Below are 17811 nucleotides of genomic sequence, written 5' to 3'. Positions count from 1 at the left end.
GTTATATACCACTCTAGGAGTGACACAAAGTTCAGCGCCGATCTCTTTAGGCGTAAGCATACGAGCTAATAATAATATTCCTGCGGCTCGAGTGCGGATATCTCGGTGTATATGGTTCAACGACAGTTGCTGTAGGGTATGACGTTCAAACTCAGTTAGCTGTACAGTACATTGCATCGTGCGGTTCAATCGGCGTGTGTCAGGTGATAATAAAAGTGTAGCTTAATGAATTTGGTTTTCCTTAGGCACTTAGATACTTAGAAATTGTCCCAATAGATATACTACAATTATATCCTATTTTATTATTTTAAGAGTGTAGCTTTAATGGAGGTTTGGTTTAGCCCAAGCCATGGCTTGCTGTCAGTTTTTTACATAAATTTTTTCAAATATTATAAAGGTGAGATTTAATTGTATACTCGCCAATAAACAGTTAATGGGTGATTTCTTTGCTGGCTGCCAACCTATTTTCGGTGAATTATTCCTGCTTTGTTTGCCGTTACCCAGCCGTCTCGGGGCATTTGTCTGACGATGGTTGCCAGGCATAGGATCACGATAAAGGTGGCTGCATTCGCTGGCGGCTGCAGGTTAAAGTCCACGCTGATATGGATCAGCATTCCAATGATTGCCATGCAACAGCCAAAGGCGACCCCTTTCATCAGCTGACTATGACGGTTGCGCAGAGTCCATAAGGTATACCACAGGGTAAGTAACACCATTGCCCCCAGCATCAATGTTGCCGGCAGACCAGATTCAATCGCAAACTGCAGGTAGTCGTTGTGTGCGTGATCGTAAAAGATTCCCAAGAATTCCTGTTGGTAGGCTTGAAATGTAGAGTAGAAACTACCGGCGCCGGTGCCGGTTAGTGGAAAATCTCTAATTATATCTAGCCCCCAGTATACCACCTGATCCCGGTCTTCCTGATCCAGTGAGGTTTGCTCCAGTCGCTGTTTAACTTTTTCCAACCCGAACAGAGTACCGACCACAATAGTGTCAATCGCCAGAATGCTGACAATCAGTACAGTGAAGGCCCGAGGGCGGTGTTTATACAGTAACAGCACGAGTATTGAACCAATCACGGTTGCGGCAAAGAATGCAGTGTTGCCCATTCGGGAGCGGGTCATCACCAGCGCAATGACCATGATCACCAGACACAAGCGTATAAGCATTTTATTGCTGAGCATCGCCTGGATCCAGCGCACAAACCTTATGCGCCAGTTTTGTGAAGGTGAGGCATGCATCTGAGATACAATCAAACCTATCCCCAGCGACAGTACCATCATCAAATAGTTGGCCAGATGGTTTTTATACACGAACGAGCCGGTGGCGATATCACCCAGTGCGAAACCAAATACTGGGCTGCTTTTGATATCCAGCAGTACCAGCATCGCTCCATAAAAGGCCTGCAGGGTACCGCTGATGACCAATGCGGAAACAACCCATTTAACTCTGCTGCCATTGTTGACAAGCAGGCAGACGTTCAACGCCAGCAGAAAGTAGCTGACTCCCTTGAGCAGGGAAATAAAGGTTTGTTCCCTGTCGAGAGAGAGAGAGGCGGTTGTGATTGTCAGACCGGTTACACTATTGGTGGCCTGATGATAGATATCAGCCGTTTTTGGTGATATCCAGAACAGAGTTGATAATGGTACTGGAATTATCTGCAGCAGGGTCCAGAGCTGAAACAGTACTAAAGGACCTAATAACCACTTAAATGCGAGCAGCTGTTGCCAGGGTAGAGTGCCACGGTAATGCACCAGCAAAGCCAGCGTCTGAAGGGCTACCCAGATTTCCATAATGGACCAGGCCCATGGACGGTTGCTAGCCAGCGGGATTGGTAACCAGATCAGTAGCGCAAGTAGGCTATAAAAAGTAATTCGTTCCGTTTTTGGCATGATGGTTTAATAATGCTTATTACAGGAAGTGAAAAGAAACCGGGACTTAGAATCTGAGGCTTGGAGCCTATTGTTTAGTTTGGGGAGGCGGTGCCGATGCCGCCGGTACCGCCGCCGCCGTTACCAACAGACATTGGTGTGCTCAGCTGTTTATAGATCGTTGGGGTTGTGTTCGTGGCAGTACCAGCTACAGGTGCCTGAGTTAGTGTAAGTGGGTCATGCCCGGCAGTGATTAGCGCTGCAATTATATTGGCCGACTGAGAGGGAGCTTGTTTGATTGCTGCATCCACAATTTGTTGTTCCAGCTGTGGTGCTGCGCTTACCGCAGCCACTGTAATCTCGCTTGCTTGATTTGGGTTTGTTTTTACAAGTGTTGATACCACGGTAGTGAGTAGTTCAGGGTTGATTTTAGCAATGGTACTGATAATGGATCCGAATTTCATATCTTGCTCTGTTGCGTTTGTAATCACGTGCTGAATGTCTAGTCCAGCCGCGATATCAGACTTTATATCAGCAGTTGCATTACTGCTTGCCAATGCTAAAGAAAGGATAAGGCATGCGTTGCGTAATTTCATGGTCTACTCCTTGTGTGCAGGTTTTCAGATAGCCTGAAGGCAATTATTTAAACGAGAACAGCTGCAAGTATTGCTTAGCTGGCCAATTGGTTTTAATTACATATTTTTCCGAGTACTTGCCAAGATGGATTCTGAATGATTTCGTTGGGAGTGTGATAACTCATCATCCGTGCTCGATTGCTTCCAAACAGTTTTTCGACTACGGTCACGCCTGATGATAGAGTAGCGGGGCGCCGATCGATATTGTGCCCGTCACTGGCTATGACGTGTGCATAATCTTCAGACATCAGAGTGATGGCAGCTTTTTTTGACTCTTCCCTGAAGTGACCAGACAGAGAGCCAGCAGTAATTTGCATCAGACAACCCAGCTTAATAAAGGGTTGCAATTTTTTTGGATCACGCCAGATATCCCGATTCCGTTCCGGATGGGCAATCATAGGTAATATGTTGTTGGTTAGTAACCATTTAACCAGTTTCTCGGAACCTAGAGGGATATGTCCGTGGGGGAATTCAAGTAATAACACTTTTTTCCCCTGGTAATTGCCAATGAAGGGCAGCTGATCTTTCTCTGCCCACTGCATTATTTCCGGGCAGAGGTGAATTTCTGCCCCTACCCGCAATTGCAGGCCGATCTCAGCACGTTTGAAAACAGGCAAGAAAGCGGCTGCAACCTTAGTAATATTCTGGATGCAGTTATCGTAAATGCCCGGATGAATGTGTGGCGTTGCTACCACACACTCGGTACCGTCAGCCAATGCCTGCTTTGCCATTGCCAGTGACATCTCAAGATCGCAGGCTCCATCATCAATGCCCGGTAACAAATGGCAGTGTAAATCAATGTGCACTTGCTTAGCTGAATTTATGAACAATGGCTATGATCCTTGGTGGTGGTTTTCAGGAGCAAGCGGCTTACTATCCAACCCAGCAGCAGGCCAACATAGTTTGCCGTTAGATCCGCAAAGGAAAAATGACGATAAATGGATAATAGCTGCAGCAATTCATCGGCTGAGAATAATACAAACAGACAGATAAACGTCCGGTTGAACAAGTTTGCCGGTGGTTGGTGCTGGTAAGTACTTGCAGCCAAGTCCACCAGCAATGAGATACAAAAGGTTACCATCAGGTGAAGTACTTTGTCCCCCCCGACAACGTCCTCAGCGGCTTGAAAAAAAAGTTATACCAGCCGATGCTTTTCAGCAGTGAGGCGCAGATGAATAGCGCGACTGACATCAGCACAAATATTCGAAATAGTTTGGTGATCAACATTAGTTTTTTGTGACTCCACATCGTTTTGTTGTTAGGTTGTTTAATGCCAACAGTCGACAGCCTCGCTCTTTTTGAAGCGGTGAGGTAACAATTCGTTCCATATGTGATCGGGTTTGATAATGCGCCATTGCCTGCAATACGGCATCGAAGACGTCCATCCGTTGCTCTGAAGTAAGTATCGACCAGTTAGCCAGACCAATTTCAGCCATGCCATATAGTGTTGTTGCATCAAAAGGTCCGAATCTTTGACTTGTTGCCATCAACTGGAACATCCGGTCAGCCCCGGCTCCTTGTTGCCACTCAATTTTCGCCAGTCTGGCGTAACTGTCTGGCCAGCCAGGTCGCTGTTCAATTGAAGCGCGGTAATAATTGCTGGCCACTGAAAGTAGCTTTTTACGTTTCTCTTCAGAATCGATCCCTGATAATAACAGCCACTGAGCCTGGGATGCCGCGAGTGAGTTATAGTGAGGGTGCTCAGCATGTAAGCTTAGCATCCGGTGGGCGAGGATAGACGCGTTTTTGAGTTCCTGCTCGTTAGCTGAGCCATTAACTGCCCAGCGGTGTTGCATCTGCTCCAGCCCTACAGCATAGAGATTGGCAATACCGAACCTGCCAGCAAAAAAAATCAGCAGGCAGGCTATGATTGCCAGGCAAAAAGAACAACCTCTGCTAGCCATTGGAAACCAGCGCTTCATCAACACCATACTCAATCAGTGGATTGTTGACGATGGGCATCATTTCTTCCAGCACCGACTTTGTTGCCGACAAAAAGCGGTTACCGTAACTTGCAGTCGGGAAAAGGCATTTTTTGATCATATTTCAACCCTAAAATAATATAAGCCATAAATATAAAAACAAAGATGAGTAAGAATCCAATGAGGATTATTAGTTATCAGATATTCTATTTTGTGATTATTATCTTTTGTGACTGGATTTTTAATGGCTATTTGTAGAGGAGGATAACTTCTCTTTTAATAGTAGCCAGGCAAATTTAGAGTTAGTCACTAAGTACCTTTTCCACATGCGACTTGGCTCTTGTACTATTCGGTAAAACCATTCCAATCCATTATCCTGCATCCATTTTGGAGCTCGATTTACCTTACCAGCAACCACATCAAAAGTGCCTCCAACACCCATTACGAAATTAACCTCTAATTCATTCTTCCATTTGTTAATGAWATTCTCTTTTTTGGGGGAGGTGATGGCAACAAACAGTAATTTAGCCCCTGACTCACGGATCTGATTTACTACGGCTTCTTCATCGTTCCAAAAATAACCATGATGATATCCGGCAATCTTGAGTTCAGGGTATAACTCACTGACTGTATTGGCTGTTTTTGATACAATTTCTTCCTTAGCCCCCAAAAGAAATACAGGGAAGTCTCTATTTGCACTCATTTTCAGCAGGTTATGAAAAAGATCTACGCCAGTAACACGTTCTGGAATAGCATGGCCGCAAAAACGGGCACCCCACACAACCCCCATACCATCTATATTGATCACATCACATGCTTTTATTGAATCGGCTAGTAGCTTGTCTTTTTGCATATGAACTAATTTTGCGACGTTTACTACAACGTGTTGTATAAATTCGCCTTTGGACACTTTTTCTTCAATATAGGCAACCGTCAAATCCATAGTAGCACTGTCCATCGGTGCGTTTAAAAATTCAATTCGTTCCATTAGTTAGTCCTTTCTGATGAAAGTCTATTATAGAAAGCAAAGGAGTAGTAAACCCAAGCCTGAGTCCAGCGGATGTAATTTATTTTATTGGTGAAATATTTGTGCTTTTGATAAACAAATCGTTGTTCATTAGGGATGTACAACGTTTCGATAGCGCGATGAATAATCTTTTCGACCAGATCAATATCTTTTGGTTTACCGCTGACTTTTAAAAACGTCACTACAGCCTGAGATACAGAGTGCATATCTAAGGGGTATTTGTTGTTGTTGTAGTACTTTGCCGTACCATCCTGCTCAAAAAGCTCAGCCCTGTAATAAGCCAACCCCTTTTCTATAGCATTATCAAACTCTTTTGTTGAAAGTGCAGTTCTTAAGAGGTGCAGAGCTTCCAGAATAAATCCTGTATGAAAACCATCGATAAACTGATGATGATGTTTTGAGCCATAAACCCATTCGCCAGCTTTACCTTGTTCAGAAACAGATTGCCTTGCCACCTTCAAACTCACCAGCTTAAATTCTTCATTACCCGTCACATTAGCGACAAATGCGACCCAAGCTGCTCCCCATAAGCTGGCATTATGTACAAACGCAGTTTCTCCCGGAATATAGGCAAAAAATGATCGGCCATCATATTCACAATAGAGCATTTTTACAATGAAATTCGCAGCATCCAGTGCCGGCACGGTATATTTTGTCTTACCTGTTATTTTACCTAATTGATACAAGGCCTGAGCGACATAGATAGTCGTGATCACATTTGGCTTGCCTTTAGGTACATAAAATGCCCGAGCATTCCAGTCAAAGTGATACCCCCAACAAGCGTGCTTCCATTGAGCCCGATCACTTTGCTGAGTTAACAGCCAATCTGCAAGTTCAATTGCTTGCGTTAAAAAATCTTGTGTTTGGACTGATTTATAATTTTCTAATAACCCCAAAATAAAAATAGCAATACCTTTTGGATTACGTTTTTTAGCTACACTGAATAATGCACGAAAATTGATAACCGAACGTTTGTGAATTTGAATCCATGCCAAACCAAACAGGCCCTTTTTTAACAACGGAAAAACCGAAAAAAAACGACTGTTTAGGCCATCAAAAGGATCTGAGCCAACAAAAGATTCCTTTTGTGCCTGGGCTAGTAAATTCTTAGAGATTTTTAGTATATCTGAATTACTATTTTGCATGTGGTATCTCAAGTAGATCTTGATAAATTGATAACAATCTGTTGGCAACGATTTCCAATTCGAATAATAGTGAAAATTTATTTTTTGCTGCATTTCCCATTTTTTTACGTAATTCATCATTTTCTGCTAGCGTACACATTGCTTTGGCTATAGCTTCTATATCTCCGGGCCTCACTATAATACCTTCTTTCCCATCAGAAATAGCATCAGTAGTTGAACCTACAGGGGTAGTGATTACTGGTAAACCTTCACTCATAGCCTCTAGAATGGACATTGGTAATCCCTCGGCATAGCTAGGGAGTACAATAACGTCCGTTTTTGCTAATAACTTTTCTTTTTCTTCAGCATTAATCCAGCCTAAAAAAGTAACTCTTCCTGAAATGGTTGAGTCCTCAACAACTTTAATAAGTCTGGGTAAATCACCATTTCCTGCCACATACAAATGAGCGTTTTGGTTGATTGTTGAAACAATGGTAAATGCATTTAATAAGTCAATAATCCCTTTTCTTTGCGAAAGTTCACCCATAAAGGAAAAGTTACACACTTCATTTTTATGACGAGGCTTCATCGGTTCAGGACAACTTATTGGGTTGTGTAATACTTCCCATGCTACACCTGTATAATTAAATAATTTATCTACAACTGGAAAGCCTAAACATAACCTTTTGGAATACAGTGAAAATATATACTTAGTGAGCTTGAATTTTAACAGTGTAATGCCAGTAAAGTATTTATCGATCTGAGCTGTATGGAGATGGTATATCACAGGCAGTCCAAATAATTTTCCGACTAACAAAAAATATAATTTCCTGTAAAAACTCGTTTTTAATGAACCATGAATATGAATTAGTTCATATTTTCCAAATAACAAGACGAAAGGAAACTGTAAATAAGCCCACAGTATTGTGTAAATCTTATTCAACGACGAAACTGATGAGTGAGATGAAAAATAGCGTACGCTACAATTTTCGTTGAGTAATTTTGATTTCTTAAATGTATTTATAACAGTAGCAACCCCTCCCTTACCGGATGGCGAGACAGATACAACTATAACTTTAAATTTACTCATTTTAATCTCTCTACATATAAAGATATTTTTTAGGATCGCATTGTATAAAATCTTTCCTTATTCCACCTAGTCCGGCTTGTAAATGATCAATACCAAAATAGGTGTTAGCTTCAATCACTAATGCCCCATGTTCGGTAATGGCAATATCCCAGCCAACCAAATCTAAAAAAACGAATTGCTGCGCAAAACCTAAAATTTGTTCCTTGATGTTGTTCCAGTCAGGGATCTGTAACTCAGAAAAAACAAAATCGGTATCTGGGTGAGAAACAAATTTTTCGATTCCGTAATTATAACTGGCATAATCCCGTATGGCAGTACCGGTTTCGAGATTAATACCAATTAAAAACCCACCTGCAGAGCCATTATCAATTTCACGCCCAGAATTACCCATCCTTAATGTCATACCGATTAATGTGATCTTTCCATTATCATCTCTTTTAGTGATGGCCCTGAGAGTGTTTACACTATGCGGATAAATTTTGTCAATATAATCAATCTGCTTAATAGATGGCTCGATAACATAATTGCCAGCGAGTTCTTTAATCAATAAGTGACTTAAAGGTTTATTAGCAACCGTGTAAATCCCATCCACACAATATTTAGCTATTAGAATGCCTTTTCCACCTCTGCCATTAATAGGTTTTATGAAGATTTTATCGCAATTTAATGTTCCAATAACGTCATCGAAGCGTTCTTGGTTAACAACACTACCCTGGGCATCAAATAAAACATTGCCTTTTTTTAAAAATAAAATTTGAGATTGAGGGAAACCGAGGCCTGTAAATAAGCAATTCATTACTGATTTATCTTCTAAAATTGCATTTGCATAGGCAATATCATCGTAATGGGGGTACAAAACTTTATAGAAATAATACCCGGGAATATAATTTTTCATTTCTTCTAGAGAAAGTGTGCAATCAGCAGAATAGAAATCATGCGTATAATATTGCATTGGAATACAACCCCAAAAATCTTTAAGTGCCATTAATTCAGACTTAATCTGACTTTTAGGTTTTAAATTATCACACTCTCTAAAACGCCTCATGTTAAATTTATGCTTTTCGTTGAATATGACATAATATAAACAACGAATATGATCTAATATTAAATGTTTACACCGGATTAAATATTTCATCCTATAATCCTTCTATTTCCCTGACAGCTTGCCGAACTTTACCATTTTTTGTTCTTGGTAATTGCGTAACGATGCCAATGTCAACATCAATAGATTTACCAACTCGTTCTTTTGTATTAGCAATCAACAATGCTTTTTGTTCAGCAGTAAACAACTTATCCTCTACTACGGCCAAAATTTGAATATAAGTTAGTGACTTTTGCACAAACTGACATGCAATTAAACCTCTCACACCTTTGGGGATATGATTAAGAATATGAATTCTCTGACCATCCTCACCTATAAGGTAATCACCAACACGACCTTCAATATGGTCAATTAATGGAAATACACGACAACAAGGACAAGACTCATCATCAGATAAAACAACATGGTCACCGGTTTTATACCGGATAAGGGAATAAAGGCTGTTGTTGAAATTGGTACCAACAATTTCGTGCTTTCCGTCTCCAGCATCTAATAACTCTACATGGGAGTAGTCAGTTAAAATATGGTAGCGTCCATACTCACAACTCGCTATAGCCGCGACTCGCTCAAATAATCCATACCAATCAAAAACAGTACACTTAAAACGTTTTTCTATCAGTTTTTTATCATCGGATGACAGAGACTCAGAGGAGGTCATAATTGATTTTAGCTTCCCCTGATAATACTCATTTTTAACATCTAGATATTTAGCCAAAGTAACTATCGAAGAGGGATAAGCTTGAATAACATCAACACCATAGTCCACCATGGCCTGCAGGTATAAAGGCAGGTTTTCAGTTGTCATGTGAAAAGAGGAGAGCAAGATCATATCCTCAAAGTAGGAGTAACGCCAAAATGGTTGTTTCTTCTGACTTAAAGGAACAATCATATCACCTCGGATCCAAGCTCTTTTATCACCCGGCTTAAAGCCTGCCCATTGTAAACTACGAGAAATAAAGGCTTGTTCTATAATTACTGAATCCATATTTTGCGGAATAGATAAAGGTGTGCCTGTTGTACCACTAGTACAACCTCTCACCACTACACCTTTAATGCTTTCATTAATAAAGGATCTAGGGTTATCCTTAATATCATTTTTAGAGAGAAGAGGGAATTTATTGAAGTCAACACCATCGAGTGAGCGGTAAAATGGAACATTCCTTACAGCAGTTTTTAACACCGAGTCTAATTTCTTTTTTCTGTAAGAATTAACTTTCTTTTCGTCTTTTTCCAGCACATATAAGGATTCATATATTTCACTAGCACGTTTATTTTCTCTTAATGATTTCCGAGCAAAAGATCGACCAGAGATCAATAAGTTTTGAATGCTAATGGGGGCGTTTTTGTAGAAACCACTTGTAAACATCAATAATAATCCTTCGAAATAATGTCAGTTTTAACTATTTTTGCGGGTACTCCAACTACCATAGTGTTATTTGGAACATCATTTATCACTACAGCATTAGCACCGACGACGCAGTTATTACCAATTTTTATGTCGCCTAAAACTTTAGCACCAGTTGCGATATAAACATTATCGCCAATTACAGGCACCTTAAGAGACCGAGATCGCCCGCCAATAGTTACCCCTGATCCAATAACACAATTTTGCCCAATGACTGTTCGTTTATGGATGACAACAGCTATGCCACCATATCCAAGCTTAGTTCCATTACCAATATTAGTCTCACAGTACACAGCGCTGTTATGAATTAAACGAATTAATAAGTTTATAAGCTTGGGGATTATAGGGATCCCTTTTCGATGAAGATTATTTCCAATTCTATATAAAATCATTTATTTCATAACTCCATACTTTCTTTATGTTTCATGCAGCTAGAGATAAAGAATAGACTTAAAGCTAAAGCAACTATTCCATCAGGATAAGTAAAACCATAAGTTGTAGTGCATGTTAGCCAAACGGCTGTGATAAAAGAAATATTACCTATGATAATAGCTCTTGCATTATCATCCAATCCTGTAACTATTAAGAATAGTCGAAATAAAACCACGAACTTATATAAAACCCAAAAAACCCCAACTAATCCGAAACTGACTAATAAAGTAATTAGGCCACTATCATTTGTTTGCAGCAATAATGCACGCTGTATTTGACTTTCACTAAGACCTTGCTCATTAATATTAAAGTTAAATAATGTGGTTGCATAGTTCGAATGCACAAAGCCTGGTCCAAAAACAGGATTGTCAATAAATGCTTCTAAACGCTGAGGGTTTTCTGAAAAACGGTAAATAAAGTTGCCTTCATCACTACCCACTTCTTGAAAAATAGAGATGAAACGTTCAAAGATAAAACTATCCGACTGCATTAATAAAAAAGGGGAAAACAAAGTAAAGCCTAAGCATAAATAGTAAACAACGTTTTTCTTAACTCTTGATTCCGACATTACGAATATAATAATCAAACCTATCAACATAGCCATCCAGTAAGTTCTAGTATAGGATAGAATAATAGATGAAAGTGAAAAAATCACAATCAATAATAAAAGTCGTCTTGAACTTTGATCGCATTTGTTTAACAGTAATGATACTGAAACAAAAAAAGTGAGTAGTGCAAAAAAGTATGCTGTTAGATATACTCGAGTTACACTTACATTATCAGAAGCTAGTTCTATGACAGTCGTACTTTTTGTAAAGTTAAGCCCTGATATTTGTAATAGCATCATAATAAACTGAATAATACATAACGTAGCTATAAATCGGAATAATTTCCGAGACGAACTAGAATCGAAAAAAAATCGCAACAGATAGAAATAAAATAACAAATAAAGAAATCCACGCCCGACCTTTAAGGTCGAAACAATAGGAAGATCATAATGAATAGAGGTAAAAACAAATTGAACAACAACCATTGCAATAAATAATAAGACTATGTATGCAATAGAGCGTACTGCATAGTTATCCTTATGGAACTGTAAACCTCTTTGTAATACATCAAAAAAGTAAATTGAAATCAAAGCCAAAAATAACAAATCATCAAATTTAAAAAGTCCTGGTAAATTCATAAAATCTTCAATATCAATAAAACCTAGAAAGCGTACACTTGAGAGTAAAAATAAATAGGCAATTAACTTTGGTTTTTGTAGTAAAAAGTAACCAAGTGGTATTAATAAGGGTATAAATAGCGCTTTATAGTTCTCTGCTATTGAAAAAAAAACAACATAAGCAGATAAACAGCAGGTGATAGCGATAAGATAAAACTTCTTGGCTAGGTTATTAAACATGAGAAATAATCTCCATATTAAATCGCTATCAAACATCTTGCCAATTATAATAAATGTTAATGGTATTAATATCTGCTTAAACGTCCTGTCTAGACTGAAGATTCGTTTCTATAATGCATTACTTCGTCGTCGTTCGCTTTTGCATCACCTAAGGCTACTACTGAATCAGATCCACTTTTGAAAATTGCATCTATGTCGGAGTCGATGCATGGAACTGTATGTGTCATAGCTTAAAGTAACACTAATCCAAATGCCTCATAATAAGAATGGATTATAAAACGCCTACATGTTAGTATATTTATTATGAATTATTTTTGTCATTTTTTTCGAGCTGAATTTTTTACATTTATGGTTTGGAATAGTTTAATCTTAGGTCTGTCAACAATAAATATTATTTGTTTGAAACATTATTTGGAAATTTCTAAAGCTTGTAAAATCATTGAGCATTGATTTGCATCTAAATTTTTCCTGCAAATATAATTCAGACATTCCCAGTTAATTTATTTTTTATCCTTTGTGTTTTTTATCAGGTTGTATTTTTGTTTGGTCTTTATTGTCCAAAAATATATACACCATATCTTTGGGATAGAGTGAATTTTCATACTAGATATCGATTGTATAATTCAGGAAAGAGCTTTTACTTGCACCAGAAAAATTAGCACAAATAATAATGTAGATATTATTTATCTACAATATCATTTATGGCTCTAAGCAAACGCTCTTGATCAAATTTTTGATCAAGCTTCAATGCATGATTAAAACATTTTAGACCCCAAGCTTCATTGTCTTTCAAGATTTTATTTATACGGGACTGCCAACTTAGGGGGTTAAGATAATCTTGTACAATAAGTTCATTACTGCAAACTGTTTCGGGTAAACCGCCTCGATTAGAGACAATAACAGGAATTCCGTGAGAAGCAGCTTCGACAGATACTTTTCCAAAAGCTTCTTGCCAAATTGAAGGAACAAGTAATAATTTAGATGTAGAATACATATCAGCCACATCTCTAAAGAACGGATGGAACAAAATATTTCCTTGTTGTTTTTTCTGTAAGTTACGCCCAACCACTCGGAACTGCTCTCTTGGCATAAGATTGGCTATTTTTAAAAATGTATCAATTCCCTTCACCCCACTATCACCAACCATAGTTATGTATTTAGCTTTACAGAGGTCCGTTTGCATTTTACCTTCAGTTTGAGTGAAGGGATAAATGACTCTAGGAGTGATGCTTTCTTGTTTTTTTAATAGATCAGAAATATAGTTTGAATTGGCTAGAACTATATCGCTTCTAATTAACGATTTTGAGTTTTTGTTACAGTGAAAAAGAAAAAACGGATAATCCATTACTCTGCGTATTAAACGGAATAATTTTAATTTAACTGTTTTTGTTTCGCCATACTCAGGTCTTTTATTTAGACTAAACTCGTCATGAACATAGTAGATAGCCTTTCCGCCATGACCTACAGTTGCATTAATCGCGGCAATAGATGTCGCACAATTCCCAATAACAAGATCGAACTTGTTTTTTTTAAAAAAATCATAAATTAAAAAGTAGTTTAAAAAATCATCTAAATAGCTTAGATATCTTACATTTACAAGCGGTATGATTGATAACTTTTCATAACTATATTTATTATGTTTTTCATAAATTTTTCGTTCTCCAGAAACTACCGTTATTTCATATTTATCATTTAAGTTAGATACAATCTGGTTGATACAAGTTTCAGCACCACCGATTTTATATTGAGCATTCAGGCTAAACAACGCTATTGTTTTCATAAGCACATCCTGAAAAATAATTTTTTTGTCGCTTCGTTTTTATTTCCATATGAAATTGTAAGTGCGGAAAAAAGAGCAAAGAGGACAGTGGATAAAATTAACAGTGATCCCAAGCGGCTAAACAATTGTAGAAGAAGTGCACTAAAGCAGTAAACCAACAACGATAGAGTTACCGGAGCAATAAATACCTTAAAATAATCAATTATATTTAGATTGATTATTTTTGATAAGAAAATAAGTTGGGAGCTAACAAATACTATTTGGCTAAATACAAAAGAATATGCAATGCCAGTCACACCGTAAGTTTCATATAAGACATAAGAAAGTTGAACTAAAACAAAAAGTGCGAGACTGTTAGAAATAATTTCACGATATACGACGCCTTGAGACTTTAAAAGATCACCAACTATTATAGAGAGTGAAGAGATAACTGCGCCCACAACTAAAACCTTCAATATAGGTACCATTGCTAGCCATTTTTCTCCATACACAAGGCTAACAAGCACATCGGAATAAACAACTAATATTGTTGAAGCTGGAATAAATATCAAGGCCAAAATAAACGTCGTTATCCGGAATGTATCAGACAAGAATTGTTGATCATTTTGCTTTTTAGAAAATTCCACATATAAGATGGTACTTACATTTCTAACAACTAGATTTAAAGGCATTTGTAGTACTTTTAGTGCTCGGGTATAAAGACCAATACTAGCGGCCCCTCCAGACAGGTTTACAAAGTATCTATCTGTGTTTGACGTAGAGAAAAGAAAGATACTTTGGAGTGTCATAGCAAAAGACATACGGCTAAGCTTGTATATTGAAGATACATAAAAACCAGATAATAGATTATAATTTCTCACAGATATAGAGAGAACAATTAACAACTTAATTACTTGTCTAGCCAAATATGCATACAGCAAAGAGTAAAAGCCAAAATCAAGTAAAGCTAAAATAGTCACGATTACAGAATATAAAACTACAGAAGCAAATTCCGCTGCCCCCATTTGCCAAAAACAATCTTTTTTCAATAATGCTAATCGATATATATATTCTAACGTAATGACTGGTAAAGCCCAAACGAGAACAGAGTAACTTTGTGCAAAAGTCACCCCCCCCCAAAATCGTGAAATCGGTTCAATAAAGATTATGCTGACAAAGACATAGAAAATGCTTAATAACATCGAAACTATTACGATGCTACTTAAATCATGGTCAGTCGTTGTTTCACTTTGAACAAATGCCATTGCATAGCTTTTCATAGATAGCATGCTAAAAAGTTCAACAACAATTAACGCCAATGCAAAAGCACCGAAATCAGATGGCATTAACATTCTGGCGACCAATATTTCAGCAATAAAGATTAATGCTTGGGAACCGATGTTAAATATACTTGTAGAAAGAATGTTTTTTAACATTTTTTTTGTAACCATTTCAGTTTGCTCGGGTCAATTCTAATAATTCTTTCACCATTAACCTTGCGGAGCTAATGTAGTAGCGAATCGACATTGATTCAGCAGCTTCATCGCCTTCTTGACGGATGGAAGCAACAATGTCCATTGTTGTTACTTCTGGCCAATATCTGTACAGGTGCGAACTTGAACAAACTACTAAACATAATTTTAGCTCTCTGTGTATAAGGCCTCATAGGCCGAAACTACACTGGCAGCTGAGAACTCCACTTCTAAATAGCGGTGCGCTTCCACTGAATTGACTTCTTGTAACTTTTCAATAGCTCGGACTTGAGTATCAGTATTTACATACTCAACTTCCAGCCTCTGAAACGCTTCTCGCCGCTCAGCCAAAATACCCACTTCAGTGGTCAGTAGGGGGAGGCCGGTTGCTAACATTTCCAACGGCGCCAAACCGAAGGTTTCCTGCTCGGAAAAGAAGACACCAATATCTGCTGATTGATATTCGCGGATAATCTCACCGCGATTTAATCGTTCGAGAAAAGAGACTTCATTATTGAGTTCCAGTTCTGCCACTTGCTTTTCAAGCTCCATGAAATACGCTTGATCGACATTGGGGCCAATAATGGAGAGATGAACCTTTTTCCCCGCAGACTTTAATGCTTTCACCAGATTTATGGCCAGGTCGATTCGCTTGCGCCGGTTAATTAGTGCACAGGTCACTAGCCTCAATACGCCACCCGTTTCAATCCGCCGATCCAGAGCAACAAAATAGGCATCGTCGATGGGATTGCCAATAACGGTTACGGGCTTATCTATATTCTTCACCAGCGCCTTTTTAAGCATCTCGCTAACACAGGTGTAGCTGTCAACATATAAATTGGACATCCAGGGCATCAACTCCACATACAGGAAGTCGTTAGCCCATGACACGGGCTTGCGACAGATGTTTTTGTAAGAGTGGAGGGTTAAAATCCTTCTGCAGGATTTAGGAACACCTAACAACCAGGAGGCAATATGGGAATGCACAATATCTGGCTGATAGCATTTGATTTCAGCCCTGACTCGTAGATAAGTGCTAACGACTCCAGGCCACTTTACCCCCCAGCGCTTTTCATTAGCAGGGCAAGTTACAACCTCTAAATTGCCAGAAAGCCGTATAACCTCACCAGTATATTCATTTGAACAGAAGGGGTCGAAAGCCATTACCCTATAGTGAAATTTTTCACTTGGGTTCTCACTTAGGAATTTGATCAACATTTGACATACGGAGTCTACGCCACCAGCATTTTTGGAGCCCCATTCAAAGGTGGAAATGGGCATTACTAAGAGGATTTTCTTCATGCTGACACGATCCCACGCGTATCAATCACAATCTTAGTTGTAAACTGTATCTTATCAGCCGCTTTAAATTCTTTATGATCAACAAGTACAACAACCACATTAGCTTTTTCTAGGGCAGTTTCTAACGAAGTTTGCTCTACGCCTGCTTCAACCAGTTTCTTGGGAATGGCTTGAACATTTGGCTCTACAGCAATAATCTGTCCAATATCTTTATTTGCTAGCTCTTCAACAATTTGTAGCGCAGGGCTTTCACGCAGATCATCAATATCAGCTTTAAATGCTAGGCCTAAACACGCAATCACTGGCCGTTTAAATTCATCTGCCGCTTTGGTGATTTGTTCAATCACATAAGATGGCTTAGCATCATTAATCAGACGTGCTTGTCGAATGATTTTCGCTTCATCGGGACAACGGTCAATAATAAACCATGGATCTACAGCAATGCAGTGACCGCCAACTCCAGGACCCGGGTTTAAGATATTTACACGCGGGTGGCGGTTGGCTAGTTTCACCAGTTCCCATACGTTAATTTTTAATTTGTCACAAATAACTGATAGCTCGTTTGCAAAAGCGATATTAACATCACGGAAGGCATTTTCTGTCAGTTTTGCCATCTCTGCTGTACGAGCGTTAGTAATAATGCACTCACCACGAACAAAGGTTTTGTATAGAGACGCCGCCTTATCTGCGCAGTGTGGTGACAACCCGCCTATCACTCGGTCATTCGAGATTAGCTCCTGCATCACGAATCCCGGTAGCACTCGTTCAGGGCAATGTGCAACATTGATGTCAGCGTCATCACCTTTATCTTGTGGGAAAGAGAGATCCTGACGCGCTTCTTTTAGCCATCCAGCTAGTTTTTCTGTAGTACCAACGGGGGAGGTTGACTCCAAAATAATCAGGTTACCTTTTTCTAATATTGGAGCAATGGCTTTAGCTGCGGCTTTGATATAGGAAAGATCGGGTTCATGATTGTCGCCTATAAATGGTGTAGGTACTGCGATCATAAAGACTTCAGCGGGTTCTGGTGTTGTTGTTGCGCGCAGCATTCCAACAGTTACTGCACTACGAACGGCGATATCGAGGTCAGGTTCGACAATATGAATATCACCAGCATTGATGGTGTTAACAGCATGTTGGTTTACATCAACTCCAGTAACCTTAATACCGCGAGAAGCAATAACTGCAGCGGTTGGTAGGCCGATATACCCTAAGCCAATGACGGAGACTTTGTTGAAACTCATTATTACATTCCTTGATAAAATTGA

Annotated in this window: 17 protein-coding genes and 1 pseudogene; all 18 read right to left on the bottom strand. The window is 39.0% G+C overall.

Annotated features, from left to right (window positions below):
- Positions 1 to 461: 461 nt before the first annotated feature.
- The 18 genes and pseudogenes from L4D76_RS20970 to wecC all read right to left on the bottom strand — a co-directional run bounded on the left by L4D76_RS20970 (position 462) and on the right by wecC (position 17787).
- On the bottom strand, positions 462 to 1889 hold the full coding sequence (locus L4D76_RS20970) for an O-antigen ligase family protein (RefSeq protein WP_428442821.1): 1428 nt from the start codon (positions 1887 to 1889) through the stop codon (positions 462 to 464).
- Between the two features lie 74 nt (positions 1890 to 1963).
- Complete coding sequence (locus L4D76_RS20965; RefSeq protein WP_428442820.1) at positions 1964 to 2464, bottom strand: hypothetical protein; 501 nt, start codon at positions 2462 to 2464, stop codon at positions 1964 to 1966.
- Between the two features lie 92 nt (positions 2465 to 2556).
- Entirely contained in the window at positions 2557 to 3333 is a 777-nt protein-coding gene (locus tag L4D76_RS20960; protein ID WP_428442819.1) for a tyrosine-protein phosphatase, read from the bottom strand.
- Positions 3324 to 3587, bottom strand: a complete 264-nt coding sequence (locus L4D76_RS20955; RefSeq protein ID WP_428442822.1) for a VanZ family protein — start codon at positions 3585 to 3587, stop codon at positions 3324 to 3326. The genes L4D76_RS20960 and L4D76_RS20955 overlap by 10 nt, the downstream gene beginning before the upstream one ends.
- Before the next feature lie 142 nt (positions 3588 to 3729).
- Positions 3730 to 4407, bottom strand: coding sequence for a VpsP family polysaccharide biosynthesis protein (locus tag L4D76_RS20950; protein ID WP_428442818.1), 678 nt, complete (start codon positions 4405 to 4407; stop codon positions 3730 to 3732).
- A gap of 7 nt (positions 4408 to 4414) precedes the next feature.
- Positions 4415 to 4546: pseudogene (locus L4D76_RS20945) on the bottom strand (UTP--glucose-1-phosphate uridylyltransferase); the annotation flags it as partial.
- Positions 4547 to 4666: 120 nt separating this feature from the next.
- The gene (locus L4D76_RS20940) at positions 4667 to 5413 is read right to left on the bottom strand and encodes a WecB/TagA/CpsF family glycosyltransferase (RefSeq protein ID WP_428442817.1); all 747 of its coding nucleotides are present in this window, start codon (positions 5411 to 5413) and stop codon (positions 4667 to 4669) included.
- Positions 5413 to 6597: an aspartate-semialdehyde dehydrogenase gene (locus L4D76_RS20935; RefSeq protein ID WP_428442816.1), complete on the bottom strand. Its 1185-nt coding sequence runs from the start codon at positions 6595 to 6597 to the stop codon at positions 5413 to 5415. The genes L4D76_RS20940 and L4D76_RS20935 overlap by 1 nt, the downstream gene beginning before the upstream one ends.
- Complete coding sequence (locus tag L4D76_RS20930) at positions 6587 to 7666, bottom strand: glycosyltransferase family 4 protein (RefSeq protein WP_428442815.1); 1080 nt, start codon at positions 7664 to 7666, stop codon at positions 6587 to 6589. Before L4D76_RS20930 ends, L4D76_RS20935 begins: the two co-directional genes overlap by 11 nt.
- A 10-nt stretch (positions 7667 to 7676) precedes the next feature.
- The gene (locus L4D76_RS20925) at positions 7677 to 8801 is read right to left on the bottom strand and encodes a sugar-transfer associated ATP-grasp domain-containing protein (RefSeq protein WP_428442814.1); all 1125 of its coding nucleotides are present in this window, start codon (positions 8799 to 8801) and stop codon (positions 7677 to 7679) included.
- A gap of 1 nt (position 8802) precedes the next feature.
- A complete protein-coding gene (locus L4D76_RS20920; RefSeq protein ID WP_428442813.1) occupies positions 8803 to 10134 on the bottom strand; it encodes a phenylacetate--CoA ligase family protein in 1332 nt (443 codons plus the stop codon).
- A complete protein-coding gene (locus L4D76_RS20915) occupies positions 10134 to 10565 on the bottom strand; it encodes a serine O-acetyltransferase (protein WP_428442812.1) in 432 nt (143 codons plus the stop codon). Before L4D76_RS20915 ends, L4D76_RS20920 begins: the two co-directional genes overlap by 1 nt.
- A 5-nt stretch (positions 10566 to 10570) precedes the next feature.
- Positions 10571 to 12010 (bottom strand): O-antigen ligase family protein, encoded by a 1440-nt coding sequence (locus L4D76_RS20910; RefSeq protein WP_428442811.1) that lies wholly within the window; start codon positions 12008 to 12010, stop codon positions 10571 to 10573.
- 679 nt (positions 12011 to 12689) lie between these two features.
- Entirely contained in the window at positions 12690 to 13790 is a 1101-nt protein-coding gene (locus L4D76_RS20905) for a glycosyltransferase family 4 protein (RefSeq protein WP_428442810.1), read from the bottom strand.
- A complete protein-coding gene (locus L4D76_RS20900; RefSeq protein WP_428442809.1) occupies positions 13787 to 15220 on the bottom strand; it encodes an oligosaccharide flippase family protein in 1434 nt (477 codons plus the stop codon). Before L4D76_RS20900 ends, L4D76_RS20905 begins: the two co-directional genes overlap by 4 nt.
- A 1-nt stretch (position 15221) precedes the next feature.
- Entirely contained in the window at positions 15222 to 15347 is a 126-nt protein-coding gene (locus L4D76_RS20895) for a hypothetical protein (RefSeq protein WP_428442808.1), read from the bottom strand.
- 62 nt (positions 15348 to 15409) lie between these two features.
- Positions 15410 to 16543: a VpsD family glycosyltransferase gene (locus L4D76_RS20890; protein WP_428442807.1), complete on the bottom strand. Its 1134-nt coding sequence runs from the start codon at positions 16541 to 16543 to the stop codon at positions 15410 to 15412.
- Positions 16540 to 17787: a UDP-N-acetyl-D-mannosamine dehydrogenase gene (gene wecC, locus L4D76_RS20885; RefSeq protein ID WP_428442806.1), complete on the bottom strand. Its 1248-nt coding sequence runs from the start codon at positions 17785 to 17787 to the stop codon at positions 16540 to 16542. Before wecC ends, L4D76_RS20890 begins: the two co-directional genes overlap by 4 nt.
- Positions 17788 to 17811: the final 24 nt, after the last annotated feature.

The organism is Photobacterium sagamiensis (genome assembly GCF_050337085.1).
In the GTDB taxonomy this organism is placed as follows: Bacteria; Pseudomonadota; Gammaproteobacteria; order Enterobacterales; family Vibrionaceae; genus Photobacterium; species Photobacterium sagamiensis.
Note: the sequence above shows the minus strand (reverse complement) of the source record. Positions and strands in the feature narration are given on the sequence as shown.